Below are 24,964 nucleotides of genomic sequence, written 5' to 3' on the forward strand. Positions count from 1 at the left end.
GACGATGCGCGCGACAGCCGGTCGATGACCCTGCGAGGACCCGATGGCCATTGCGCCGCCGCCGGACCACGGCATCCCACCTGATCCCGCCCATCCACGCAACGCCTTCGACCGTTGGTTCGAGATCTCCGCCCGCGGCTCCTCGCCGAGCCGGGAGGTACGCGGTGGCCTGGCCACCTTCTTCACGATGGCGTACATCGTGGTGCTGAACCCGCTGATCCTGGGCAGCGCAGTCGACGGCGACGGCCGCAAGCTCGCGATCCCGGCGCTCGCCGCCGCCACCGCGCTGGTGGCCGGCCTGATGACCATCCTGATGGGAGTGGCGGCCCGGTTCCCGCTGGCGCTGGCCGCCGGGCTGGGCGTGAACGCGCTGGTCGCGTTCGAGATCGCGCCGGAGATGACCTGGGCCGACGCGATGGGCCTGGTGGTGATCGAGGGGGTGGTGATCGGCATCCTGGTGCTCACCGGGCTGCGTACCGCGGTGTTCCGTTCGGTGCCCACCCAGTTGAAGACCGCGATCGGCGTCGGCATCGGCCTCTTCCTCACCCTCATCGGCCTGGTCGACGCCGGCTTCGTCCGGCGGGTGCCGGACATCGCGAAGACCACCGTCCCGGTCGGCCTGGGCATCAACGGCAAGATCGTCAGCTGGCCGATGCTGGTGTTCGTGGTGGGCCTCCTGCTCACCGTGGTGCTGGTGGTACGCCGGGTCCGCGGCGCGATCCTGATCGGCATCCTCACCTCGACCGTGCTGGCGATCATCGTGGAGGCGATCGGGCACATCGGGCCGTCGTTCGTGAACGGCCAGCCGAACCCGAAGGGCTGGGCGCTGAACGTGCCCCGGCTGCCGGAGAAGATCGTCGACATCCCGGACCTGTCCCTGCTCGGCCATTTCAACGTGCTGGACTCGTGGAGCCGGGTGGGCTGGCTGGTCCCGCTGATGTTCGTCTTCACCCTGCTGATCACGGACTTCTTCGACACCATGGGCACGATGGTCGCGATCGGCCAGGAGGGGGACCTGCTCGACGAGCGGGGCACCCCGCCGCGGGCCAAGGAGATCCTGCTGGTCGACTCGATCGCCGCGGCGGCGGGTGGCGCGGCGAGCGTCTCCAGCAACACGTCGTACATCGAGAGCGCGGCCGGGGTCGCGGAGGGCGCCCGGACCGGGGTGGCCAACCTGGTCACCGGCGGCCTGTTCCTGCTGGCCATGTTCCTGGCGCCGCTGTCGGAGGTCGTGCCGTTCGAGGCCGCGTCGACGGCGCTGGTGGTGGTCGGCTTCCTGATGATGAGCGCGGTACGCACCATCGACTGGACCGACTACGAGATCGCCATCCCGGCGTTCCTCACCATCGTGCTGATGCCGTTCACCTATTCGATCTCGAACGGCATCGGCGCCGGCGTCATCAGCTACGTGCTGGTGAAGCTGGCGAAGGGGAAGGCCCGGGAGATCCACCCCCTGCTGTACGGGGTGGCGGCGCTGTTCATCCTGTACTTCCTGCGCGGGCCGATCGAGTCCGTGGTGCGCTGACGCAGGGCAGAAGATCTTGTGGTGAGCCTGGTCATATCGCATGTCGTTAGCCAGGCTCATTAGTTAAGCTAACTACTGTGACGGAGCGGACGGTGACGGCGAAACGCGTGCCACCGGCGCAGCTGGCCCCTCAGCTGCGTGATGCGATCACCCGACTCAACCGGCGGGTCCGACAGGCCCGCCCGGTCGGCGACCTGACGGGCAGCCAGCTCTCGGCGCTCACCAGCCTGAATCTGGCGGGCGCTCTGACGCCCCGGGAGCTGTCCGACGTCGAGCGGGTGCAGCCACCGACGATGACCAAGATCGTCGCGAAGCTGGAGGAGCGCGGCCTCGTGCAGCGCACCCCCCACCCGACCGACAGACGGCAGGTCATCCTGGCGGCGACCGAGGGAGGCCGGGCCGTGCTCGACCAGTTCGAGCGGGCCCGCAACTCGTGGCTGGCCGACCGGCTGGCCGCGCTCAGCGAGGAGGAACGCGACACGCTACGGCGCGCCGCGGACATCCTGCAGGAGATCGCTCGCGCCTGAGCGGTGACCCCGCGTCGTGCGGTCCGCCCCGTCCGCTGTGGATGAGGCGTACCTGACGCGAGGAGGCGCACCAAGAGTGCAGGCCAAGCTGAGCACGATGTTCCAGTCCCTACGAGTCCGTAACTACCGACTCTTCGCCACCGGACAGCTGATCAAGTTGATCGGCGTCTGGATGATGTTCATCGCCCAGGACTGGCTCGTCCTCGAGCTCAGCGACAACTCCGCCACCGCGCTCGGCGTGGTCACCGCCCTGCAGTTCACCCCCGTCCTGCTGCTGACCCTGCTCTCCGGCCGCCTCGCCGACCGGTACGACAAGCGGCTGCTGCTCTTCATCGCCAACGCGTTCTGGACCGTGCTGGCGCTCGCCATGAGCGTGCTGGTGGTCACCGGGGTGGTCCAGCTCTGGCACGTCTTCGCGTTCGCCGCCCTGCTCGGCGTCGCCAACGCGGTGGAGACCCCGGTTCGGCAGGCGTTCGTGTCCGAGCTGGTGGGCGTACCGCTGCTGCCGAACGCGCTCTCGCTCAACGCGGCCACCTTCAACTCGGCCCGGATCATCGGTCCGGCCGTCGCCGGCCTGGCCATCGCCGCCTTCGACGTCGGCCCGGTCTTCATGATCACCGCGCTCAGCTCGATCGCTCCGCTGGTCAACGTGGTGCGGATGCGCACGGCCGAGCTGCACCGGCCGGAGCTCCCGCCGGTCGGCGAACGGGCTCAGGCGAAGGTGGTCGACGGGCTGCGCTACGTCGGGCGTCGGTCCGACATCCTGCTGCCGATGGCGCTGATGTCGGTGATGGGGATGAGCCTGTTCAACTTCCAGCTCACCCTCGCCGCGCTGGCCAAGACCGTGTTCCACACCGGCGCGGCCTCGTTCGGCCTGTTCACCACCACGCTCGCGGTCGGCGCGCTGACCGGCGCCCTGTCCGGCACCGGGCGGCGCAGCCGCCCCACGGTGTGGCTGGTGCTCGGCGCGGCGGTCGGCTGCGCCAGCTTCGGCACCCTGGTCGGGCTCGCCCCGACGTACTGGATGGTGGTGGCGCTGCTGCTGCCGACCGGGTTCTTCATGGTCTTCTTCGCCCAGGCCGCCAACCAGCGGGTCCAGCTCGGCGTCGACGCCGCCTTCCGCGGCCGGGTCATGGCGCTGTGGGTGCTGGTCTTCCTCGGCACCAACCCGGTGGGCGCGCCGATCATCGGCTGGGTGGCCGAGACCTACGGCGCCGGAGCGAGCATCTGGATCGGCGGGCTGATCTCGCTGGTCGCCGCGCTCCTCGCCCTCACCTGGCAGCTGCGCCACTCCGGCGCCCGGCTGCGGATGCGGGTGCTGCCGATGCCCCGCTTCTACGTGGTGTCGCCCGGCGCCGAGTGACCCGTCGACCGTCCGGTAGGACCGGTTCCCGCTCCGGGGACCGGTCCTTTCTCATTCATCGCGTTCGGATGTCGGCAAACAGGTGGCGGGCGACCACCACGCGGCTTAGCGTCGATATGTGGGAGTAGGGCGGGGACTGCTGCTGGCGATGGCGATCGTCGCCGTCTGCTGCCTGCCCGCCCTCTTCGCGCTGATCTTCTGCGCCGACGAGATCCTCGACCGGGTGGCCTGCTGGTGGGCCGAGTGGCGGGAGCAGCGCCGGGAAGGGCGCACCATCGCCCGGCTGGACCGCGCCGTCGAGGCGGACGCACTCACCCGGGACATCGACCTCACCGAGTTCGATCGGGACGGCCGGCGGCCGCTGGAACAGATCGCCGTCGACCTGCGCCGGCTCGGCGGCCACCGGCTCGCCGTCGCGGACCGCTCGGTGGTGTGGCACGGCGCGGTCATCGACGCGTACGACGAGCGGCTGCGCGCCGCCTGCCGGGCGCTGGACCTCCCCGAGCACCTGGCCGAGCTGGACGGCGTCGACCGGGAGATCGAACGGGTCCGGGTGGAGGGGCTGCTGCACGCCGCCGGGCTCACCCTGCCCGCCGCCCGCGCCGGCCACCACCAGCGGCACCGCTGACCGGGGCACCGTGCGGCTCTTCGTCGCGATCTACCCGCCCCGGCCGGCGGTCGACGACCTGACCGCCGAGGTCACCCGGCTGCGGGTCGGCGTCGCCTCCGCCGCCGGCACCAACGTCCGGCTGGCCGACCCGGCCAAGGCCCACCTCACCCTGGCCTTCCTCGGCGACGTCGAGGAGAACCGGCTGGTGGAGGTGGTGAGCGCGCTCGGCCTGGCCGCCGAGACGTTCCGGGACGGCCGGGACAGCTCGCTCCGGCTCCGCCTCGGCGGCGGCGGCAGCTTCGGGCGCGGCCGGTTCACCGTGCTCTGGGTGGACGTCCGGGGCGACCTGGACGGGCTGGCCACGCTGGCCCGGCTGATCCGTTTCCGGCTCCGCCGGGCCGACCTGCCCCACGACGACAAACCGTTCCGGGCCCACCTGACCATCGCCCGCCCCGGCGACCGGATCGAGCGCACCGAAATCCTGGCCGACCGGGAGGCCCTGCACGCCTACGACGGCCCCGAGTGGCCGGCCGAGGAGCTGGTCCTGGTCCGCAGCCGCCCCGGCCCCAACCCCACCTACGCCCGCCTGGCGGCCTGGCCCCTCTGACCCAGTTACCAGGCCCAGGCTTCGGGGCCGGGACCGCCGTTGCCGACGGGTGGGAAGAGCTCGTCCAGGCGGGTGAGGGCGGTGTCGTCCAGCTTCACGTCCAAGGCCCCGAGATTGCGGTCGAGCTGGTCCATGGTGCGCGGACCGACGATCGGGGCGGTCACGCCCGGCCGGGAGAGCAGCCAGGCCAGCGCCACGTCGGCCGGGTCATGGCCGAGGTCCGCGCAGAGCTTCTCGTACGCCTCCACGGTCGGCCGGTGCGCGGCGAGCGCGTCGGCCGCCCGGCCGGTGGTGCCCCGCGCGGCGCCGCCCTCGGCCATCTTGCGGATGACCCCGGAGAGCAGCCCGCCGTGCAGCGGCGACCAGGGGATGATGCCCAGCCCGTAGTGCTGCGCGGCCGGGATCACCTCTAGCTCGACGTACCGGGTCATCAGGTTGTAGATGCACTGCTCGGAGACGAGGCCGAGGAAGTTGCGCCGGCCCGCGGCCGCCTGCGCCTGGGCGATGTGCCAACCGGCGAAGTTGGACGATCCGACGTAGATGACCTTGCCCTGGGCGACCAGGGTCTCCATGGCCTGCCAGATCTCCTCCCACGGCGTGGTCCGGGAGATGTGGTGCATCTGGTACAGGTCGATGGTGTCGGTCTGCAGCCGGCGCAGCGACTCCTCGCAGGCCCGGATGATGTGCCGGGCACTCAGGCCCTGTTCGTTGGGCCACTCGCCCATCTTGCCGTACACCTTGGTGGCCAGGACGACCCTGTCGCGGCGCCCGCCGCCCTGGGCGAACCAGCGGCCGACGATCTGCTCGGTGACGCCCTCGCCGAGCTTCCAGCCGTACACATTGGCGGTGTCGAAGAAGTTGATCCCGTGTTCCAGCGCCCGGTCCATGATGGCGAAGCTGTCCGGCTCGTCCGTCTGCGGCCCGAAGTTCATGGTGCCGAGGCAGAGCCGGCTCACCGAGAGACCGGTGCGTCCCAGGTTCGTGTATTCCATGGGTCCACCCTGGCACGCGGGCACTTCGAGTGCCTCATCCCTACCAGGGTGGACCGTGGCTCAGGAGGACTCGCGGGCCGCCGGGCCGCTGCCGAAGAGGACGTCGTCCCAGCTCGGCAGCCGCTTGCGCGGCTTGCCGCCGGCCTCGCCCGACTCGCCGCCGGCGGCCGCCGCGGCGCCGGTGCGACGCGGTCGGAGCACGGCCAGCGACGGTACGGCCGGGATCTCCTTCGGCGCGTCCGAGTCGTCGTCGAACGCCGAACCCTGGCCGCCGCCGAGCAGTGCCGCCGCGCCACCGGAGACGGCCCGCTGCCGGGGCGCGTCGGGGCCGGCGAGCGCGGCCGGGGACCGGGTCTCGAGGCCCCGCCCGGACGCGCCGCCGAGCGGCCGGTCGAGCGAGGCGAGCAGGGCGTCCCGGCCGGCGCGGATCGGATCCCGCCCCGGACGCGCGTGCTCGGCGGGCGCCGGCAGGCCGTGCCCGCCCCGGCTCGGCTCGCCGCGCGACGGGCCGGGCAGCGCGTGGCCGCCCCGCTCCGGCGCCGGCTCCTGGCCGAGGATCGGCGTGGGCCGCTCGGCGCACAGGTATTGCGCCATGTCGTCGTGCGGGGCGACGTGCTGCCGGGTCTTGTCGAGGTCCCAGACCGCCTGCGCGGTGGCCTTGCCCGACGGCCAGGTGGCGATGATCCGCCAGGCGCCGTCGTCCCGCCGGTAGGCGTCCCAGGAGATCTTCTCGGTGTCGATCCCGTGCTGGGCCAGCCGGCCGTTGACCACCTCGGCCAGCGGGGTCGGCTTCTCCGCGCCCTTGAGTCGGGTCCGCCGGGCGTGCTGGGCGAGCATGGCCCGCTCCTGGAGCACCGGTCCCGCGTAGCGCAGGACGCGGTCGACCGGAACGCCGGCGATCCGGGCCACGTCCTCGGCGGACTCGCCGGAGCGGATCCGGGCCTGGATGTCCCGGGGGGACAGCGACGGCGTCGGGTCGGCGGCGGCCGGCACCACCGCGTGCGGCGTCGTGCCGGGCTCGGCGTGCAGCGCCGTGGCGACGCGTTCGTCGAGGGGCAGGGCAAGTAGACGCCCGACCTCGTCGGTGAGCACCAGAGCCTGACCGTCCTCGGAGAGGGCGACGAAGCGTACTGGGCGCATGGGCTTGCCTCCGTCCCGCTTCGCTGGCCGTCACGCCACGAGCCGGCCACCCGGGCGTCTCGGACCACCGTACGCTCATCTACCCGAAGGTGGGGGATGCGACACCCGGCATGTCGGGACTGAGCTGCGGCGATGATCACGGTGGGTGGTCGCCGGAGCCCCGACGACCACCCACCGTCACGGGTTGATCAGAGTCGCTCGATCACGTAGTCGATGGACGCGGTGAGCGCCTCCACATCGGCCGGCTCGATCGCCGGGAAGAGGGCGACGCGCAGCTGGTTGCGGCCCAGCTTCCGGTAGGGCTCAGTGTCCACGATGCCGTTGGCGCGCAGCGCCTTGGCGATCGCCGAGGCGTCCACCCCGTCGGCGAAGTCGATCGTGGCGACCACGTTGGACCGCAGCGCCGGGTCGGCCACGAACGGCGTGCCGACCGACGAACGCTCGGCCCAGCCGTACACGATGCCGGCGCTCTCGGCGGTGCGCTTGGCCGCCCAGGCCAGGCCGCCCTGCGAGTTCATCCAGTCGGTCTGCTCGGCGGCCAGGAAGATGGTGGCCAGCGCCGGGGTGTTGTAGGTCTGCTCCAGCCGCGAGTTGTCGATCGCGGTGACCAGGTCGAGGAAGGCCGGGATGTAACGGCCCGACTCCTTGATCTCGGTGGCCCGGGCGATCGCGGCCGGCGACATCAGGGCCAGCCAGAGGCCACCGTCGGAGCCGAAGCACTTCTGCGGGGCGAAGTAGTAGACGTCGGTCTCGCCGACGTTGACCTCCAGGCCGCCGGCGCCGGAGGTGGCGTCGACCAGCAGCAGCGAGCTCTCGTCGGCGCCGGCCACCCGGTTGATCGGCACGGCCACGCCGGTGGAGGTCTCGTTGTGCGGGGTGGCGTAGACGTCCACGCCCGCCTCGGCGACCAGGGTCGGCGCGCTGCCCGGCTCGGACTTGCGGACGGTCGGCTCGCCCAGGAACGGGGCGTCCTTGACCGACTTGGCGAACTTCGCGCCGAACTCGCCGAAGCTGGCGAACTGGGCCCGGTCGCGGACCAGGCCGAAGGCGGCGACCTCCCAGAAGGCGGTGGTGCCGCCGTTGCCGAGGACCACCTCGTAGCCCTCGGGCAGGGAGAAGAACTCGGCGATGCCCCGGCGCAGCCGGGCCACCTGGTCGCGGACCGTCTGCTGCCGGTGGGAGGTGCCCAGGTAGCTGGTGGCGACGTCGGCGAGCGCGGAGACGGCCGCCGGACGGACCTTGGACGGCCCGCAGCCGAAACGCCCGTCGGCGGGCTTGATGTCGTCGGGAATCCGGATGGTCGGTGCGTCAGCCACGGTTGTCTCGATCCTTCCGCGTGGGCGGGGACGGGCCCTTCAGCGGGCGCGGACCGACGGCGGCCGCGCGCGGACGCGCGGGGAGCCGGGATCCGAGCCCGGTCCGGCGGCACTGCCGGCCTTCATCCTCGCACCCGCGGCACCCGCTCCGGCGGCTGGTCCCATTCCCCGCGCTGAGGCATCCGCCACAACACGAAGGGCCCGGTCCGTCGCGGACCGGGCCCTTCGTGGCGTACGCGCGATCAGACGCCGTGCGGGATGGCGTCCCAGCCCTCGACCTCCTGCGGCTTGCGCGGGCCGTGGCCCACGTACTTGGCCGACGGGCGGACCAGCCGGTTCAGCTTCTTCTGCTCGAGGATGTGCGCGGACCAGCCGCCCATCCGGGCGCAGGTGAACATCGAGGTGAACATGTGCGCCGGCACCTCGGCGAAGTCCAGCACCACGGCCGACCAGAACTCGACGTTGGTGGCCAGCACCCGGTCCGGGCGGCGGGCCTGGAGCTCGGCCAGGGCGGCCTTCTCCAGCGCCTCGGCGATCTCGAAGCGCGGCGCGCCCAGCTCCTTGGCGGTGCGGCGGAGCACCCGGGCGCGCGGGTCCTCGGCCCGGTAGACCCGGTGGCCGAAGCCCATCAGCCGCTCGCCGCGGTCGAGGACGCCCCGGACGTACCCCTCGGCGTCGCCGCTGCGCTCGACGGCCTCGAGCATGCTGAGCACGCGGGACGGCGCGCCACCGTGCAGCGGGCCGGAGAGCGCGCCGATGCCGGAGGAGATGCAGGCGGCGGCGTCGGCGCCGGTGGAGGCGACGATCCGGGTGGTGAAGGTGGAGGCGTTCAGGCCATGCTCGGCGGCCGAGATGAAGTACGCGTCGACGGCCTTGACGTGCCGCGGGTCGGGCTCGCCCCGCCAGCGCTTCATGAAGCGCTCGACGATGGTCTCCGCCTTGTCGATCTCCTTCTGCGGCACGGCCGGCAGGCCGAGGCCGCGGGCGGACTGGGCGACGAAGGAGAGCGCGGTGACCGACACCCGGGCCAGGTCCTCGCGGGCCTGCTCGTCGGAGATGTCGAGGAGCTGGCTGAGCCCCCAGTAGGGGGCGAGCATGGCGACCGCGGACTGCACGTCGACGCGGATGTCGCCGGAGTGCACCGGCACCGGGAACGGCTCGGCCGGCGGCAGGCCCGGGCCGAAGCGCCCGTCGACCAGCAGCGCCCAGACGTTGCCGAAGGAGACCTGGCCGATCAGATCCTCGATGTCCACGCCGCGATAGCGCAGCGCGCCACCCTCGCGGTCCGGTTCGGCGATCTCGGTCTCGAAGGCTACGACGCCCTCCAGGCCCGGTTTGAAGTCGGACATGTCGTCTCCAGGTGGCCGGCAGGGTGCGCCCGTGCGGGCTCATCCGGCCTGCGCATCTTCGGGCGACCCTCAGGGATGTGTTCGTGACATCTTGCCTGGTGGGTAACCTGCTGCGCGACCCACTGCGACTGTGCGCCACATGACATCCCCGCGGGTGGACAAGCTCACGGCCTCGACAAGACTGGGTAGCGGGGTCTGGCCAGCGTCGGGGGACGCGTCCGCCCCGACGAAAGGGACGAGGACTGTGACCGGCGACACACCAGCTCCGGCGGACATGCGTAACGAGTACGCGACCGACCTGGGCCTTTCCGAATCCGAGCTGGCACCGGACTGGCACCGCCAGTTCGCCCGCTGGTTCGCCGACGCGGTGGCGTATCCGCTCCCCGAACCGAACGCGATGGTGGTCGGGACCGCCGACGCCGAGGGCCGCCCCAGCGCCCGGACGGTCCTGCTCAAGGGGTACGACCCGGAGGGCTTCGTCTTCTACACCAACTACGGCTCCCGCAAGGGCACCGAGGCGACCGCCAACCCGTGGGCCAGCCTGGTCTTCCCCTGGTTCCCCATGCAACGGCAGGTGGTGGTCGCCGGGCGGGTGGCGAAGGTCGACCGGGCCGAGACCGAGGCCTACTTCGCCAGCCGGCCGCGCGGCTCGCAGCTCGGCGCCTGGGCCAGCACCCAGTCCCTGGTCGTCCCGGACCGGGCCGCGCTGGACGCGGCGTATTGGGCGGCGGCCGAGCGCTTCGCCGCCGTCGACGAGATCCCCGCGCCGCCGCAGTGGGGCGGGTTCCGGGTCCGTCCCGAGACGGTGGAGTTCTGGCAGGGCCGGGCCAGCCGGCTGCACGACCGGCTCCGCTACCGGCGTACCGAGGGTGGCGCCTGGATCACCGAGCGGCTGGCGCCGTGACGGGGGTCAAGGAGGCCCGGCCGCGCGGAGTGCGCCGCTGGGCGATCGACCTTCGACCGCTGCGCGTGCCCACCTTCCGGCGGGTGTGGCTCGGCAACAGCGTGGCGATGTTCGGCTTCCAGTTCACCGCGGTGGCCGTACCGGTGGAGATGTTCCACCTGACCGGCGGCTCGTTCTGGGTCGGGCTGCTCGGCGTGGCGGGCTTCCTGCCGCTGCTGATCTTCGGGCTCTGGGGCGGCGCGGTCGCCGACGCCCGGGACCGGCGCAGGGTGCTGCTGGCGGCCGGCGCGCTGCTCTGGGCGGCGACCCTGGGGCTGCTGCTCCAGTCGCTGTTCCGGGTTGGCAGCCCGGTGCTGCTGCTCGCCCTGGTGGCGGTGCAGTCGATCGCGTTCGCGATCACCTCGCCGGCTCGCAGCGCGATCCTGCCGCGGCTGGTGCCGGCCGAGCTGGTGCCGGCGGCGAGCACGCTGAACTTCACCACGTTCACCGCGACCTCGGTCTTCGGGCCGCTGGCGGCCGGCCTGATCTTCGCCACCTGGCGGACCGAGGCCGGGCTGCCGATCGCGTACGCGGTGGACGCGTTGCTGTTCACCGTCTCGCTCTGGGCCACCCTGCGGCTGCCGGCCATGCCGCCGGAGCCGGATCCGGACAGCGACGGCAGCCCGCGCCGGGCCGGCCTCGCCAGCATCGTGGACGGGTTCCGCTACCTGGCCACCACGCCGGTGCTGCTGCTGTCCTTCGCCATCGACCTGATCGCGATGATCCTGGCCATGCCCCGGGCGCTCTTCCCCGAGGTGGCGCAGGAGCGGCTCGGCGGTGGCGGCGCGGTCGGCTGGCTCTACAGCGCCATCGCGATCGGGGCGATGGTGGGCGGCCTCACCTCCGGGTGGATCGGGCGGCTGCGCCGGCAAGGGCTCGTGCTGGTGCTGGCCGTGGTGGGCTGGGGGGTGGCGATCGCCCTGGCCGGGCTGGCCCGCCAGCTCTGGCTGGTGGTGCTGCTGCTCGCGGTGGCCGGGGCGGCTGACCTGGTCAGCTCGGTGCTGCGCCAGTCGATGCTGCTGATCTACGCGCCGGACCGGATGCGCGGCCGGCTCCAGGGCGTCAACACCGTGGTGGTCGCCGGTGGGCCCCGCCTGGGTGACCTGCGGGCCGGCGCGCTGGCCGCCGGGTTCGGCACGAGTGTCGCCTGGGTCGGCGGCGGGCTCGCCTCCGCCGTCCTCGCGGTGCTGCTCGTGGTGGTCTTCCCGGCGCTGCTGCGCTACCGCGCCGCCACCCCGCCCGCCGACCGGGCCTGAGCGGTGTGCGGAGGGGACCCCTGCGGTGCCGCAGGCGTTGACCGGGGGCCCTTCGTTGCATCGACTAAGGTCGCCGGCATGGAGAACGGCGCGCACCAGTACCCGTCCGGGGCGCAGTGGACCATCGCCGCCGACGGTCACGAGGCGGTCGTCGTCGAGGTCGGCGGTGGGCTGCGGACCTACCGGCGCGACGGGGTCGACCACCTCGACGGGTACGAGGCGGACGAGCTCTGCCCCGGCTCGGCCGGTCAGGTGCTCGCCCCCTGGCCGAACCGGATCCGGGACGGGGCGTACACCTTCGGCGAGCGGTCGTTGCAGCTCGACCTGAGCGAGCCGGCCCGGCACAACGCCATCCACGGCCTGGTCAACTGGGTCGCCTGGCAGTTGGTCGAGCAGTCGCCGGGCGCCGTGACCGTCGGTTACGCCCTGCCGCCGAGCCCGGGTTACCCGTGGGCACTGCGGCTGCGTACCCGGTGGAGCGTCGGGGTGGACGGGCTGCGCGCCGAGCACGAGGTGACCAACCTGGCCGGCGAGCCGGCACCGTTCGGCTTCTCGGTCCATCCCTACCTGCGCCTGCCGAAGGCCGGGGTGGACGAGGTGTCGCTGCGGGTGCCGGGGCGTACCCGGGTGCTGCTGGACAACCGGCTGCTGCCGGTGGCCGCGACCGGGGTGGCCGGCACCGAGTACGACTTCACCGAGCCCCGCCCGATCGGCGACGCGGTGCTGGACGTGGCCTTCGGCGACCTCGTGCGGGACGCCGACGGCGACTCGTCGGTGACCCTGGCCGCGCCGGACGGCTCGGCCGTGCACATCTGGGCGGACCGCGCGTTCGGCTGGTGGCAGGTCTTCACCGGGGACACCCTCACCGGCGAGCGCCACCGCCGCTCGGTGGCGGTGGAGCCGATGACCTGCCCGGCGGACGCCTTCCGCTCCGGCCGCGACCTGATCACGCTGGCCCCCGGCGAGACCTGGCGGGGTGCCTGGGGCCTCCGGCCCGGAGCCTGAGCGTGGAGTTCGCCGAGGTCGTCCGGCGCCGCCGGATGGTACGCAACTACGACCCGGACCGGCCGGTCCCGCCCGAGGTGGTGGACCGGCTGCTGGACCACGCCGTCCGGGCGCCCTCGGCGGGCTTCGCCCAGGGCTGGGGCTTCCTGGTGCTGGAGGAGCCGGCCGACCGGGAGCGGTTCTGGGCGGTGGCCACCCCGGGTGGCGGTGGCCGGGAACGCTGGTTGGCCGGGATGCGCCGGGCCCCGCTGATCGTGGTGCCGCACGCCAACCGCTCCGCCTACCTGGACCGGTACGCCGAGGCGGACAAGGGCTGGGCGGACCGGTCGACCGAGCGCTGGCCGGTCCCGTACTGGTACGTGGACACCGGCTTCGCCGCCCTGCTGATGCTGCTCACCGCGGTGGACGAGGGGCTGGGCGCGTGCTTCTTCGGCATCCCGCCGCAGCGGCTCGACGCGTACCGGGAGGCGTTCGGGGTGCCGGCGGACTACCACCCGATCGGCGCGGTGACGGTCGGCTACCGGGCGCCGGACCACCGGTCACCGTCGCTGCGCCGGGGGCGGCGGCCGGTGGACGAGGTGGTCCGGCGGGGCCGGTGGAATTGAGGAAACCGGCGGTGGCGAAACCGACATGAGGGAGTAAAACGCGGTGTGCGGGGTGCGGCTAGGCTGGCACCGACATCAACAGCCGGGCTTGGGGGACGGGAGCGTGCCGTGATCTTCAGAGCGGTCCGGGACGGGCGTCCCTACCCGGAGCACAACCTCACGCTCAAGCAGTGGGCGGAGATCCCGCCGCGTCCGCTGCGGCTGGACCAGCTCATCACCACCAAGCGGGAGCTGGCGCTGGACAAGCTCCTCGCCGAGGACTCGACCTTCTACGGCGACCTCTTTCCGCACGTGGTGCAGTGGAACGGTGGCCTCTACCTGGAGGACGGCCTGCACCGGGCGCTGCGCGCGGCGCTCCAGGGGCGCAACCAGATCCACGCCCGGGTCCTGGTGCTCGGCCCGCAGGGCGAGTGACCTCCTCCTGAGTCTTCGTTAAGGTGACGGCATGACTGCGCTGGACCTGCTGGACATCGACGCGTCCCTCGACGAGGAGGAGCGGCAGATCCGCGCCGTCGTGCGCCAGCTCGTGGATGACCGGGTCCGCCCGCACGTCGCCGGCTGGTACGAGGACGGCCAGGTGCCGGCCCGCGAGCTGGCCCGCGAGTTCGGCAAGCTCGGCCTGCTCGGCATGCACCTGACCGGGTACGGCTGCGCCGGCGCGTCGGCCGTCGCGTACGGGCTGGCCTGCCTGGAGCTGGAGGCCGGCGATTCCGGCATCCGCTCGCTGGTCTCCGTGCAGGGCTCGCTGGCCATGTACGCCATCTGGCGCTACGGCAGCGAGGAGCAGAAGCAGCGCTGGCTGCCCGCCATGGCGGCCGGCGAGGCGATCGGCTGCTTCGGGCTGACCGAGCCGGACCACGGCTCCGACCCGGCCTCGATGGCCACCCGGGCCCGCCGCGACGGCGACGACTGGGTGCTCAACGGCAGCAAGCTGTGGATCACCAACGCGCCGATCGCCGACGTCGCGGTGATCTGGGCGCGCACCGACGAGGGCGTGCGCGGTTTCGCCGTACCCATGGACACGCCCGGGGTGACGGCGCGCGAGATCCGGCACAAGATGTCCCTGCGCGCGTCGCTGACCGGGGAGATCGCCCTCGACGACGTCCGGCTCCCGGCGGACGCCCGGCTGCCCGAGGCGATCGGGCTCAAGGCGCCGCTGAGCTGCCTGACCGAGGCCCGGCACGGCATCGTCTGGGGCGCGCTCGGCGCGGCCCGCGACTGCCTGGAGACCGCCCTGTCGTACGCGACCACCCGGACCCAGTTCGGCAAGCCGCTGGCCGGCTTCCAGCTCACCCAGGCCAAGCTCGCCGACATGGCCGTCGAGTGGAACAAGGGCCTGCTGCTCGCGCTGCACCTGGGCCGGCTCGCCGACGCCGGGAAGCTGCGGCCGGAGCAGGTCAGCGTGGGCAAGCTGAACAACGTGCGGGAGGCCCTGGCGATCGCCCGGCAGTGCCGGACGATCCTCGGCGCCAACGGCGTCTCCGGCGAGTACCCGGTGATGCGGCACGCCAACAACCTGGAGAGCGTGCTCACCTACGAGGGCACCTCGGAGATCCACCAGCTGGTCATCGGTCAGCGGCTGACCGGGCTCTCCGCGTTCGCCTGACCTGGGGATTCATCGGTGCGGGCCGCTCGCCGAGCGGCTGTCGTACCGGGGCCTTACCGTCATCTTGAGGCGCTTTTGTCTGACGAGGACGGTGAGGGCGATGGCTCGCGACGGTGACAGCAACGAGCCCACCACGGCGTTCCCGGAGTACCCGACCGGCGACGACCTCCGGGCCCGGTCGGACGTCACACCCGAACCCGCGCCGGGTGCCCCGACGTCGTCCGGCGGCCCGGTCCGTGGCCTGCTCTGGGTGCTCGGCGCGGCCGCGCTGGCCGTGGTGGTGCTGCTCGGCGTGCAGGCGACCGGGATCCTGCCGGACTTCCGCAACCCGTTCGCCAAGGAGCAGACCGACCGCAGCCAACCGCCGCTGCTCAAGTCGATCCGCGACCTCAGCCGGTACGTGGCCGCCGAGGGCGACTTCCAGGTGGTCGTCGACCTGCAGAACGACCGGCGGAACGTGCCGGACTTCCTGCTCAACGAACGGACCCTGTTCGTCGGGGCGGGCTCGGTCGAGGCGTACGTCGACTTCTCCAAGATCGCCGAGGGGGCGATCGTGGAGTCGGCCGACAAGAAGTCGGTGGAGATCAAGCTGCCCGCGCCGCAGCTCGGGGAGACCAACCTCGACCTGGAGAAGAGCTACGTCTTCGCCGAGCAGCGTGGCCTGATCAACCGGCTCAACGACCTGGTGGCCGGCAATCCCAACCGGCAGCAGCAGGTCTACCAGCTGGCCGAGGACCGGATCACCGCCGCCGCCCGGGACAGCGGGCTGACCGCCCGGGCCCAGGAGAACACCCGCAAGATGCTGGAGGGCCTGCTCCGCTCCCTCGGCTACCAGAAGGTCACCGTCACCTACACGACCCCCTGACCCCGGCCACCCCCGACGCCCGCCCCGCCCCCGCCGGGCGGGCGCCTTCCGGACGGGGAAGGGTCAGTAGCGGACGCGGTCCTCGTTGGGCATCAGGATCCAGAGGATCAGGTAGATGATCACCTGGGTGCCGGGCAGCAGCAGCGACAGCAGGAACAGCAGCCGGACCATGCCGGCCGACATGCCGAACCGCTGGGCGAGGCCGGCGCAGACGCCGGCGACCATGCGCCCCTGGCGGGGCCGGACCAGTTTGCGACTCATCGTCGTACTCCCAACTCTGCGGCGATCCGCCGCGCTGATTCCACGCTAGGAACCGGTGCGCGCCACGCCCTCGGCCCCGAGGAGGATCGGCGACCGGGGCACCCGTAGGTGCTTACCCCGCCGGGTCCCCGCCGACGCGCCCCGCGCACGGCCCACCGGGACGGTGACGGTGGGGAGACGGGAGCGGGCGGAGGGTGGGTGGGTGTGCGGGAGTGTGCCGGGGCGCGGACGGGTACTGACCTGGGCGGGTAGGCTCGCCCGTCGGGCACCTACACCCCGGAGCCCGCGCCGTCCCGGTCCCGGGGCGGCACACACCGGTCCGGACCCGCACAACGGGTACGACGGCGAGGAAAGTGCAGCCATGATCAGTGTTTTCGACCTCTTCAGCGTCGGCATCGGGCCGTCCAGCTCGCACACCGTCGGGCCGATGCGGGCCGCCCGGACCTTCGTGGCCGGGCTCAAGGCCGACGGGCTGCTCGCCGACACCGCCCGGGTGCAGGCCGAGCTCTTCGGCTCGCTGGGCGCCACCGGCCACGGGCACGGCAGCGACCGCGCCGTGCTGCTCGGGCTGGAGGGGGAGGTCCCCGAGACGGTCGACACGGACACCGTCGGCCCGCGGGTGGCCCGGATCCGGGCCGAGCGGCGGCTCAGCCTGCTCGGCACCCAGGAGATCGACTTCGACCCGGACCGGGACCTGATGCTGCACCGGCGGCGGTCGCTGCCGTACCACCCGAACGGGATGACCTTCGCCGCGTACGACGGGGCCGGGCAGCAGGTCAGGGCCCGGACCTACTACTCGGTCGGCGGCGGGTTCGTGGTCGACGAGGAGGCGGCCGGGGCGGACCGGATCAAGCCGGACACCACCCGGGTGCGGTATCCGTTCCTCACCGGGGCGGACCTGCTCGCCGTGACCACCGCCAACGGGCTGTCGATCAGCGAGGTGATGCTCGCCAACGAGCTCTCCTGGCGCAGCGAGGCGGACGTCCGGGCCGGGTTGCTGGAGATCTGGCGGGTGATGCGGGAGTGCGTCGAGCGCGGCTGCGAGCGGGACGGCGTCCTCCCCGGCGGGCTGAAGGTGCGCCGCCGGGCGGCCGAGCTGCGCCGGAGCCTGGAGGCCGAGACCGACGCCACCGACCCGCTGCGCGCGATGGACTGGGTGACCCTGTTCGCCCTCGCGGTGAACGAGGAGAACGCGGCCGGCGGGCGGGTGGTCACCGCCCCGACCAACGGCGCCGCCGGGATCATCCCGGCCGTGCTGCACTACTACACCCGGTTCGTCCCGAACGCCTCCGAGGACGGCGTGGTCCGCTTCCTGCTCGCCGCCGGCGCGATCGGGGTGCTGTTCAAGGAGAACGCCTCGATCTCCGGGGCCGAGGTCGGCTGCCAGGGCGAGGTCGGCTCGGCCTGCTCGATGGCCGCCGCCGGGCTCGCCGAGGCGCTGGGTGGCACCCCGGAGCAGGTGGAGAACGCGGCCGAGATCGGCATGGAGCACAACCTCGGGCTCACCTGCGACCCGGTCGGCGGTCTGGTGCAGATTCCCTGCATCGAGCGGAACGCGGTGGCCAGCATCAAGGCGATCACCGCCGCCCGGCTGGCGCTGCGCGGCGACGGGGTGCACGCGGTCTCGCTGGACAAGGTCATCAAGACCATGCGGGAGACGGGTGCCGACATGAAGGTGAAGTACAAGGAGACGGCGCGGGGCGGCCTCGCGGTCAACGTGATCGAGTGCTGAACCCGAAGGGGTGACCCGGCGCGTACCGGCGTCGGCGCCGGGTGGCGGGGGCGAGGATGGGGCGGTGACGACAGGAGTCGCCGCGCTCTGGTCGGCCCGCCACTCGCTGCGCATCCTGGTCAAGCGGGACCTCGCGGTGAAGTACCAGCAGTCGGTGCTGGGCTACCTCTGGTCGCTCATCGAGCCGCTCGGCATGGGCCTGATCTACTGGTTCGTCTTCGGTGTGCTCTACTCCGGCGCCACCCGCCGGCACCTGGGCGACGCGGCCGGGTCGTACCCGCTCTTCCTGATCACCGGGATCTTCGCCTGGATGTGGGCCAGTTCGGCGCTGAGCGAGGCGACCAACGCGCTGACCGGGCAGGCCCGGCTGATCACCACGATGAACGTGCCCCGCCAGGTCTTTCCGATCGGCCGGGTCACCGGCCGGTTCGCCGAGTACGCCGCCGGCCTGCCGATCCTGATCGGCATCGCGGCGATCTACGCGGCGCACGGGAAGATCCACCCCGGCTGGACGCTGCTCGCCCTGCCGCTGGCGGTGACGGTGCAGTTCGTCCTGCTGTCGGGGATCGCGCTGCTGCTGTCGGCGCTGAACGTGCTGATGCGGGACATCGAGCGGTTCATGCGGCTGATCATCCGGGTGCTCTTCTACGCCACCCCGATCATCTACCCGCTGACCCTGGTCCGGGACTCCGGCATGCCGACCTGGGTCAAGGTCGGGTACGAGCTGAACCCGCTGGTCGGCATCTTCCAGCTGCACCACTCGATCTGGTACCCGGACGAGTTCCCCGACGCCCGGCTGCTCGTCGTCACCGTGGCGGGCAGCCTGCTGGTGCTGGCGGTCGGTTGGTGGGCGTTCGGCCGGCTGGAACCGGCCGTGCTCAAGGAACTCTGAATGCCGGCGATCATCGAGGCGGAGGGGCTCGGCATCCGGTTCGTCCGGAACCGGCGTCGCCAGCTCCGGCTGCGCGAGCTGCTGATCCACCGGGGCGGGCGCAACGCCGCCGCCGGCCAGTTCTGGCCGCTGCGGGACGTGTCGTTCCGGATCGAGCCGGGCGAGACCGTCGGGGTGGTCGGGCGCAACGGCACGGGCAAGAGCACCCTGCTGCGGCTGATCGCCGGGGTCCTGATCCCGGACGAGGGCCGGATCCGGGTCCGCGGCGACGTGGCCCCACTGCTGGAACTCTCCGCCGGCTTTTCCAACGACCTGACCGGCCGGGAGAACCTGTACCTGGTCGGCGGCCTGCACGGGCTGTCCACGGGGTACCTGCGGCGGCACTTCGACGAGATCGTCTCGTTCGCCGGGGACCAGATCGAGCGGTCCATCGACACGTCGGTCCGGCACTACTCGTCGGGGATGAAGGTGCGGCTCGGCTTCGCGGTCATCGCCCACCTGCCCCACCCCATCCTGCTGGTGGACGAGGTGACCGCGGTCGGGGACGCGGAGTTCCGCGCGAAGTGCTATGCGACCATCGAGCGACTTCTCGCGGAAGGGCGCACGCTGGTGCTGGTGTCACACAACGAAAAGGACCTCACCCGGTTCTGCCGTCGGGGGCTCTACCTCGACGCCGGGCGGTTGACGGTCGACGGGACCATCGACGAGGCGCTGCGGGCGTACGCCGGCGCCGGGCAGCGGTGACGCTCGCGATCGTGCTCGCCGACCCGGCGGCGGGCCTGACCACGAACGCGGGGGAGCGCCTGGCCGACCGGCTGGCCGGGCAGTGGCGCCGGGCCGGGGCGGACGACGTGCGGGTGGCCGCCGACCTGACCGAGCTGGCCGCGCTGCTGGCCGGCGCCACCGGTCCGGTGCTGGTCAGCGGGGCCGACCTGGTGGCGCACACGGCCGTACTCAGGCAGCTGGCGACCAGCCCGGTGGGGCCGACGGTGGCCCTGGTGCTCACCGACCCGCCGGCCTCCGGGCAGGTGACGGTCCGCGAGGAGCGGGGCCAGGTGGTGGCGGTCGGCGATCCGGAGGGCGCGACCGGCGTGTTCGGCGGCGCGCTGCGGGTGGGCCGGGCCGACCTGCCGGCCCTCGCCGCCGCCTGCGCGGCGGCGGGTTCCGCGGGCGGGCCGGCGGTGGACCGGCTCCTCGCCGAGCTCGCGGCGTGTGGCCCGCAGATCTTCGCCCATCGGGTACGCCTGCTCGTGGCGCGCCGGGTCGGCACCCCGGCCGAGCTGGCCGCGGCCGACGCGGCGGTGGGCGCGGTCGACGAGGACAAGGCCGAGCTGCGGCTGTCGGTGAAGGAGCGGGACGACTTCTTCACCACGTTCTTCGTCAGCACCTGGTCCCCGTACGTGACGAAGGCGGCCGCCCGGTTGGGGCTGAGCCCGACCGGGGTGACCATGATCTCGGTGGCCTTCGCGGTGGCCGCCGCCGTGCTCTTCGGCGTCGGCGGCCGGCCTGCGCTGGTCGCCGGCGGCGTGCTGCTCTACCTGGGTTTCGTGCTCGACTGCGTGGACGGGCAGTTGGCCCGCTACACCCGCAACTTCAGTGCCTGGGGCGGCTGGCTGGACACGATGGCCGACCGGGCCAAGGAGTACCTGGTCTACGCCGGCCTCGGCTACGGCGCCACGCACGCCGGCGTCCGCTACGGCTGGGCGCTGGCGATCGCGGCGATGACCCTGCAGACCGTGCGGCACATGACCGACGCCTGGTACGGCGTGCTGCACGACGAGGCGGCCCGGCGTCCCCGCCCGGCAGCCGGGGAGGCCGGCGGGATCGGCGGGAAGCTGAACGCCGCCTCGACGAAGGTGCAGGCGGACACCGGTTCGGTGTCGTACTGGCTGAAGCGGACGGTGGTCTTCCCGATCGGGGAGCGGTGGGCCCTGATCGCGGTGGCCGCCGCGCTCTTCGGCCCGCTGGTCGCGCTCTGCGCGGTGCTGATCTGGGGCACGCTGGCGTTCGGGTACACCGGGGCGCTGCGCACCCTGCGGGCGCGCTGGATGCGGGTGCCGGTGATGACCACGGTCGACGCGGGCCTGCACCGGGACGACGGGCGGCTGGCCCGGACGCTGCCGGTGGCGCGCGATCCGCTGGCGCTGGCGATGATCGGCGCGTTCGGCGCGGCGGCTCTGCTCATCCTCGCGCTACGCGTGGTGCAAGGGGGCGGGGAGCTGCGGGGCTGGGTGGTGCCGGCCGGGCTGCTGGTGCTGCTGGGCGGCGCGCTCGGGTCGCGGGCGACGCACGCCGGGCCGTTGGACTGGCTGGTCCCGGCCGTGCTGCGGGCCGGGGAGTACCTGTTCGCCATCGCCGTCGGGGTGGCCGGTCACGCGCCCGCCTGGCTGATCTTCGGGTACGTCTTCGTGCTGACCCTGCACCACTACGACCTGACCGCCCGGCTGGAGAAGCGGCAGCCCGCGCCGCCGCTGCATCGCGCCACCCTCGGCTGGGAGGGTCGGTCCCTGTTGCTGGGTATAGCGGCAATCACCGGAATCGTGAATATCGCCCTAGCTACACTCGGTACGTACCTTCTCGTGGTTTTCGTCGCGAGCGTGGTCCTCGCCTGGGTGCTCCTGCCGGCGCGCGCCCGACGGACGCCGGTCCCGGTGGGTGGGGGTGACCGCTCGCCGGGCTGACGGAGGGCCGGCCGGGATGACCCTGTTCAGCTTCGTCGTACCGGCCTATCGGGTGCAGGGCTACCTGCGGGAGTGCCTCGACTCGATCCTCGAACAGCCGGATGCCGACCTCGAGGTGATCGGGATCGACGACGCCTCGCCGGACGAGAGCGGCGAGATCCTGGTCGAGTACGCGGCCCGCGACCCCCGGGTCCACCCGGTCCGCCTCGCCGAGAACGTCGGGCTCGGTCCGGCCCGCAACATCGGGCTGGACCGGGCCGTCGGCGAGTACGTCTGGTTCGTCGACGGCGACGACTGGCTGGTCCCGGGCTGCCTGCCGCACGTCGCCGACCGGCTCCTCGCCACCCGCCCGGACGTGCTGATCGTCGACCACGTCCGGGCGCACTGGAACAACGTCGGCACCCGCAGCGCGATGCGCGAGGTGTTCCCGGAGCCGCCCGGCGAGGTGACCTTCCGGCTGCGGGAGCGGCCGGAGACCATGCGGCTGCTGCACACCGCCTGGAACCGGGTGGTCCGGCGGGAGTTCCTGCTCGACCGGGGGCTGCGCTTCGAGCCCGGCTGGTACGAGGACGTCTCGTTCACCTACCCGGTGCTGATGGCCGCCGACCGGCTCGGCGTACTGGACCGGGTCTGCCTCAACTACCGGCAGCGCCGCACCGGGGCGATCACCCGGACCCGCGGGGACCGGCACTTCGAGGTGTTCGCCCAGTGGCACCGGGTGTTCCGGCTGATGGACCGCTGCGAGCCGGAGGTCGCCGCGCTGCGCCCGGCGGTCTTCGAGCGGATGATCTGGCACTACCTGACCGTGCTGGGCAACGGCGAGCGGATCGCCCCCGAGCTGCGGCCGCCGTTCTTCGCCCAGATCCACGCCGACTACGTCCGCTACCTGCCGCCCGGCGGTTACCCGGCGCCGCCCGGCGTGGAGGGGCTGAAGCACCGCCTGGTGGCGGCCGGGCGGTGGCGGACGTTCAGCGCGCTGCGCGACGCCCACCAGGCGGCGGACACGGCCCGGAAGACGGCCCGCCGGGTCACGCGGCGGGTGCTGCCGGTGGCCCGGCGCACCGCCCGGAAGGCCCGCAACGCCGCGCTGCGCGAGTACTACCGGGGCGAGCTGCACCGGCCGCTCGACCCGACCCTCGCCGTGTACGCCGCGTACTGGTACCGGGGCTACGCCTGCAACCCGGCGGCGATCTACGCCGCCGCCCGCCGGCTCGCCCCCCATGTACGCGGGGTGTGGGTGGTCCGGCGGGACCGGGTGGGCAACCTCCCGCCCGGCGTGGAGTACGTGGTCGCCGGCACCCGGGACTACTACCGGGCGCTGGCCCGGGCGCACTGGCTGGTCAACAACGTCAACTTCCCGGACTTCGTCCGCAAGCGACCCGGCTCGGTGCACCTGCAGACCCACCACGGCACCCCGGTCAAGGTGATGGGGCTGGACCAGCAGCGGTACCCGGTCGGCGCGATGGGCATGAACTTCGCCAGGCTGCTGCACCGGGTGGACCGCTGGGACTTCAGCGTCACCGCGAACAGCTTCTCCACGCAGATGTGGGAGCGGGCGTACCCGGCCGGGTACAGCGCGCTGGAGGTCGGCTATCCGCGCAACGACCGGCTGGCGCTGGCCACCCCGGAGGAGTGCCGCCGGGTACGGGCCGGGTTGGGCATCGGCCCGGACGAGTTCGTGGTGCTCTACGCGCCGACGCACCGGGAGCACCTGCCCGGCTGGCGGCCGCCGTTCGACCCGGACCGGATGCGCGACGTGCTCGGCCCGGCTGGGCGGCTGATGATGCGCAGCCACTATTTCCACGACCGGGACCGGCGGCCCGGGGGGCCGTCCGCCGACGGGGTGCTGGACGTGAGCACGTGCGACCGGGTGGAGGACCTCTACCTCGCGGCGGACGTGCTGGTCACGGACTACTCGTCGGCCATGTTCGACTACGCGGTGCTGGACCGGCCGATCGTCGTCTACGCCCCGGACTGGGACGCGTACCGGGTGGCCCGGGGTGTCTACTTCGACCTGATCGCCGAACCGCCCGGCGCGGTGGCCCTCGATTTTCCCGGGTTGCTCGACGTGTTCAGTTCGGGAGCGGTCCGGGCGGCCGAGGCCGAGCAGGCCCGGCAACGGTTCCGGGCCCGGTTCTGCGCGCTCGACGACGGCCACGCCGCGGAGCGCGTGGTCCGCCGGGTCTTCCTGGACGAGCCGGTCTGAATCCGGTTACTCGTCGGTCGCCTTAGCGATCGGCGCCGACCGATCGACGTAATAAGCCGGTCACGAGATGAACATGGCACGTTTACCCGATGCGCGGATCGGATGATCCTGGTCACATTCATTCCCGGATTTCGCCGAGGAGCTGGGGAGGTGACGGTGACCACCGTCGCGCTCAAGGATGTCACCAAGGTGTTCCAGGACGGGACAGTCGCGGTCGACGCCATCAATCTGGACGTCCAGGACGGCGAGTTCATGGTGCTGCTCGGCCCCTCGGGCTGCGGCAAGTCCACCGTGCTCCGGATGGTGGCCGGACTGGAGGACCCGTCCTCCGGCGCGGTGATGCTCGACGGCGAGGTCGCCAACGACCTGCCGCCCGGGGAGCGGAAGATCGCCATGGTCTTCCAGGACTTCGCGCTGTATCCGCACATGACCGTCGGCGACAACATCGGCTTCCCGCTGCGGCTGGCCGGGGTCGAGCCCGGGCCGCGCGGTGAGCGGATCCAGGACGTGGCGAGCGCGCTCGGCATCGGTGACGTGCTCGGCCGCAAGCCCAGTCAGCTCTCCGGCGGCCAGCGGCAGCGGGTGGCCATGGGGCGGGCGATCGTACGCCGGCCTGGGCTGTTCCTGATGGACGAGCCGCTCTCCAACCTGGACAGCGGCCTCCGCGCCGAGCTGCGCGCCGAGATCTCCGGGCTGACCCGTGAGCTCGGCGTCACCACCATCTACGTCACGCACGACCAGGCCGAGGCGCTGACCATGGCCGACCGGGTCGCCATCATGCGCAAGGGCGTGCTCCAGGACGTCGGCACCCCCACCCAGGTGTACGGCCGTCCCGCGACCCTCTACGTCGCCGCCTTCCTCGGCAGCCCCCGGATGAACCTGCTGGAGGCGTCGGTCTACGTCCACCTCGACCGGTACGTGGTACTGAACCTCGGCGAGCAGTCGCTCTATCTGCCCTGGGACGACATCCGGAGCCGGGCCGTGGCGCACTACCACGGCGAGCGGATCGTGGTCGGGCTGCGGGCCGAGGCGCTCACCCCGGTCGCCCCGGACACCGCGGGTGACGTCCTTCAGGGGCGGATCCGCTACCTGGAGCACCACGGCCACGAGTCGCTGGCCTTCCTCGACGTCGGCGCCACGGCCATCGTGGTGGACGAGATGGGCACCCCCGTGGAGAGCGCGCTGCCCGGCCAGCGCGGCCTGCGCCGGTTCGGCTTCATGCAGCGGCTCACCGGCCGGGCCGCGGACGCCCCGGTCTCCGCGCCGTCCGCTGGCGAGAGCCGGACCAGCGTGCTCCCCGACCCGGGCCGGCACCACCGCCGCCCGGCCGAGCTGGCCGTCCGGCTCGCTCCGTACCCGACGGTGTCGGCGGGGCACCCGCTGGCCGTCCAGGTACGGATGGACGCGCTGCACTTCTTCGACGAGCGTGGCGACCGGATCGACGTGGGCTGGCGATGAGCGGCGTACCCCTTGCCCAAGAAGT

23 protein-coding genes are annotated in these 24,964 nt (G+C 72.7%); 18 read left to right on the forward strand and 5 right to left on the reverse strand.

All coding sequences use genetic code 11. The features are described 5' to 3' along the window. The first annotated feature begins 43 nt into the window (after positions 1 to 43). The 5 genes from ACFYOS_RS22525 to thpR all read left to right on the forward strand — a co-directional run bounded on the left by ACFYOS_RS22525 (position 44) and on the right by thpR (position 4,632). Entirely contained in the window at positions 44 to 1,525 is a 1,482-nt protein-coding gene (locus tag ACFYOS_RS22525) for an NCS2 family permease (RefSeq protein ID WP_387144834.1), read from the forward strand. A 77-nt stretch (positions 1,526 to 1,602) separates the two neighbouring features. Beyond that, positions 1,603 to 2,052, forward strand: a complete 450-nt coding sequence (locus ACFYOS_RS22530; protein ID WP_387144837.1) for a MarR family winged helix-turn-helix transcriptional regulator — start codon at positions 1,603 to 1,605, stop codon at positions 2,050 to 2,052. A gap of 76 nt (positions 2,053 to 2,128) precedes the next feature. Next, positions 2,129 to 3,415 carry an MFS transporter gene (locus tag ACFYOS_RS22535; RefSeq protein WP_387144840.1) on the forward strand — a complete coding sequence of 429 codons (1,287 nt, stop codon included), beginning with the start codon at positions 2,129 to 2,131 and terminating at the stop codon, positions 3,413 to 3,415. 118 nt (positions 3,416 to 3,533) lie between these two features. Then, a complete protein-coding gene (locus tag ACFYOS_RS22540; RefSeq protein ID WP_387144843.1) occupies positions 3,534 to 4,043 on the forward strand; it encodes a hypothetical protein in 510 nt (169 codons plus the stop codon). Positions 4,044 to 4,053: 10 nt separating this feature from the next. Beyond that, positions 4,054 to 4,632, forward strand: coding sequence for an RNA 2',3'-cyclic phosphodiesterase (thpR, locus tag ACFYOS_RS22545; protein ID WP_387144847.1), 579 nt, complete (start codon positions 4,054 to 4,056; stop codon positions 4,630 to 4,632). A 5-nt stretch (positions 4,633 to 4,637) separates the two neighbouring features. Here thpR and ACFYOS_RS22550 read toward each other — a convergent pair whose 3' ends face one another. The 4 genes from ACFYOS_RS22550 to ACFYOS_RS22565 all read right to left on the reverse strand — a co-directional run bounded on the left by ACFYOS_RS22550 (position 4,638) and on the right by ACFYOS_RS22565 (position 9,429). Beyond that, positions 4,638 to 5,624, reverse strand: a complete 987-nt coding sequence (locus tag ACFYOS_RS22550; protein ID WP_387144850.1) for an aldo/keto reductase — start codon at positions 5,622 to 5,624, stop codon at positions 4,638 to 4,640. 60 nt (positions 5,625 to 5,684) lie between these two features. Further along, positions 5,685 to 6,764: a septation protein SepH gene (sepH, locus tag ACFYOS_RS22555; RefSeq protein WP_387144853.1), complete on the reverse strand. Its 1,080-nt coding sequence runs from the start codon at positions 6,762 to 6,764 to the stop codon at positions 5,685 to 5,687. Between the two features lie 188 nt (positions 6,765 to 6,952). Then, a complete protein-coding gene (gene serC / locus ACFYOS_RS22560; RefSeq protein ID WP_387144856.1) occupies positions 6,953 to 8,080 on the reverse strand; it encodes a phosphoserine transaminase in 1,128 nt (375 codons plus the stop codon). Between the two features lie 242 nt (positions 8,081 to 8,322). Then, positions 8,323 to 9,429, reverse strand: coding sequence for a citrate synthase 2 (locus ACFYOS_RS22565; protein ID WP_387144859.1), 1,107 nt, complete (start codon positions 9,427 to 9,429; stop codon positions 8,323 to 8,325). Positions 9,430 to 9,703: 274 nt separating this feature from the next. On the opposite strand from ACFYOS_RS22565, the gene pdxH reads away from it, so the two are divergent. The 7 genes from pdxH (at position 9,704) to ACFYOS_RS22600 (ending at position 15,709) form a co-directional block, all read left to right on the forward strand. Further along, positions 9,704 to 10,333, forward strand: coding sequence for a pyridoxamine 5'-phosphate oxidase (pdxH, locus tag ACFYOS_RS22570; protein ID WP_387144862.1), 630 nt, complete (start codon positions 9,704 to 9,706; stop codon positions 10,331 to 10,333). After that, entirely contained in the window at positions 10,330 to 11,628 is a 1,299-nt protein-coding gene (locus ACFYOS_RS22575) for an MFS transporter (protein ID WP_387144865.1), read from the forward strand. Before pdxH ends, ACFYOS_RS22575 begins: the two co-directional genes overlap by 4 nt. Before the next feature lie 78 nt (positions 11,629 to 11,706). Continuing rightward, positions 11,707 to 12,633, forward strand: a complete 927-nt coding sequence (locus ACFYOS_RS22580) for an aldose 1-epimerase family protein (RefSeq protein ID WP_387144868.1) — start codon at positions 11,707 to 11,709, stop codon at positions 12,631 to 12,633. Positions 12,634 to 12,635: 2 nt separating this feature from the next. Further along, entirely contained in the window at positions 12,636 to 13,238 is a 603-nt protein-coding gene (locus tag ACFYOS_RS22585; protein WP_387144871.1) for a nitroreductase family protein, read from the forward strand. 108 nt (positions 13,239 to 13,346) lie between these two features. Further along, on the forward strand, positions 13,347 to 13,652 hold the full coding sequence (locus ACFYOS_RS22590) for a type II toxin-antitoxin system VapB family antitoxin (protein ID WP_387144874.1): 306 nt from the start codon (positions 13,347 to 13,349) through the stop codon (positions 13,650 to 13,652). A 31-nt stretch (positions 13,653 to 13,683) separates the two neighbouring features. Further along, complete coding sequence (locus ACFYOS_RS22595; RefSeq protein WP_387144877.1) at positions 13,684 to 14,844, forward strand: acyl-CoA dehydrogenase family protein; 1,161 nt, start codon at positions 13,684 to 13,686, stop codon at positions 14,842 to 14,844. Between the two features lie 100 nt (positions 14,845 to 14,944). After that, entirely contained in the window at positions 14,945 to 15,709 is a 765-nt protein-coding gene (locus ACFYOS_RS22600) for a DUF4230 domain-containing protein (RefSeq protein ID WP_387144879.1), read from the forward strand. A 63-nt stretch (positions 15,710 to 15,772) separates the two neighbouring features. Here ACFYOS_RS22600 and ACFYOS_RS22605 read toward each other — a convergent pair whose 3' ends face one another. Next, positions 15,773 to 15,970 carry a PspC domain-containing protein gene (locus ACFYOS_RS22605; RefSeq protein WP_387144882.1) on the reverse strand — a complete coding sequence of 66 codons (198 nt, stop codon included), beginning with the start codon at positions 15,968 to 15,970 and terminating at the stop codon, positions 15,773 to 15,775. A 361-nt stretch (positions 15,971 to 16,331) separates the two neighbouring features. On the opposite strand from ACFYOS_RS22605, the gene ACFYOS_RS22610 reads away from it, so the two are divergent. The 6 genes from ACFYOS_RS22610 to ACFYOS_RS22635 all read left to right on the forward strand — a co-directional run bounded on the left by ACFYOS_RS22610 (position 16,332) and on the right by ACFYOS_RS22635 (position 24,939). Further along, the gene (locus ACFYOS_RS22610) at positions 16,332 to 17,702 is read left to right on the forward strand and encodes an L-serine ammonia-lyase (RefSeq protein ID WP_387144884.1); all 1,371 of its coding nucleotides are present in this window, start codon (positions 16,332 to 16,334) and stop codon (positions 17,700 to 17,702) included. 64 nt (positions 17,703 to 17,766) lie between these two features. Further along, positions 17,767 to 18,594, forward strand: coding sequence for an ABC transporter permease (locus tag ACFYOS_RS22615; protein ID WP_387144887.1), 828 nt, complete (start codon positions 17,767 to 17,769; stop codon positions 18,592 to 18,594). Further along, entirely contained in the window at positions 18,595 to 19,338 is a 744-nt protein-coding gene (locus ACFYOS_RS22620; protein WP_387144890.1) for an ABC transporter ATP-binding protein, read from the forward strand. It begins immediately after the preceding gene. Beyond that, positions 19,335 to 21,275 carry a DUF5941 domain-containing protein gene (locus ACFYOS_RS22625; protein WP_387144893.1) on the forward strand — a complete coding sequence of 647 codons (1,941 nt, stop codon included), beginning with the start codon at positions 19,335 to 19,337 and terminating at the stop codon, positions 21,273 to 21,275. The genes ACFYOS_RS22620 and ACFYOS_RS22625 overlap by 4 nt, the downstream gene beginning before the upstream one ends. Before the next feature lie 16 nt (positions 21,276 to 21,291). Further along, the gene (locus ACFYOS_RS22630; RefSeq protein WP_387144896.1) at positions 21,292 to 23,481 is read left to right on the forward strand and encodes a CDP-glycerol glycerophosphotransferase family protein; all 2,190 of its coding nucleotides are present in this window, start codon (positions 21,292 to 21,294) and stop codon (positions 23,479 to 23,481) included. 156 nt (positions 23,482 to 23,637) lie between these two features. Then, entirely contained in the window at positions 23,638 to 24,939 is a 1,302-nt protein-coding gene (locus tag ACFYOS_RS22635; RefSeq protein WP_387145076.1) for an ABC transporter ATP-binding protein, read from the forward strand. The last annotated feature ends 25 nt before the right edge of the window (positions 24,940 to 24,964 follow it).

The organism is Micromonospora sp. NPDC005806 (assembly GCF_042871425.1).
Lineage (GTDB): Bacteria > Actinomycetota > Actinomycetes > Mycobacteriales > Micromonosporaceae > Micromonospora.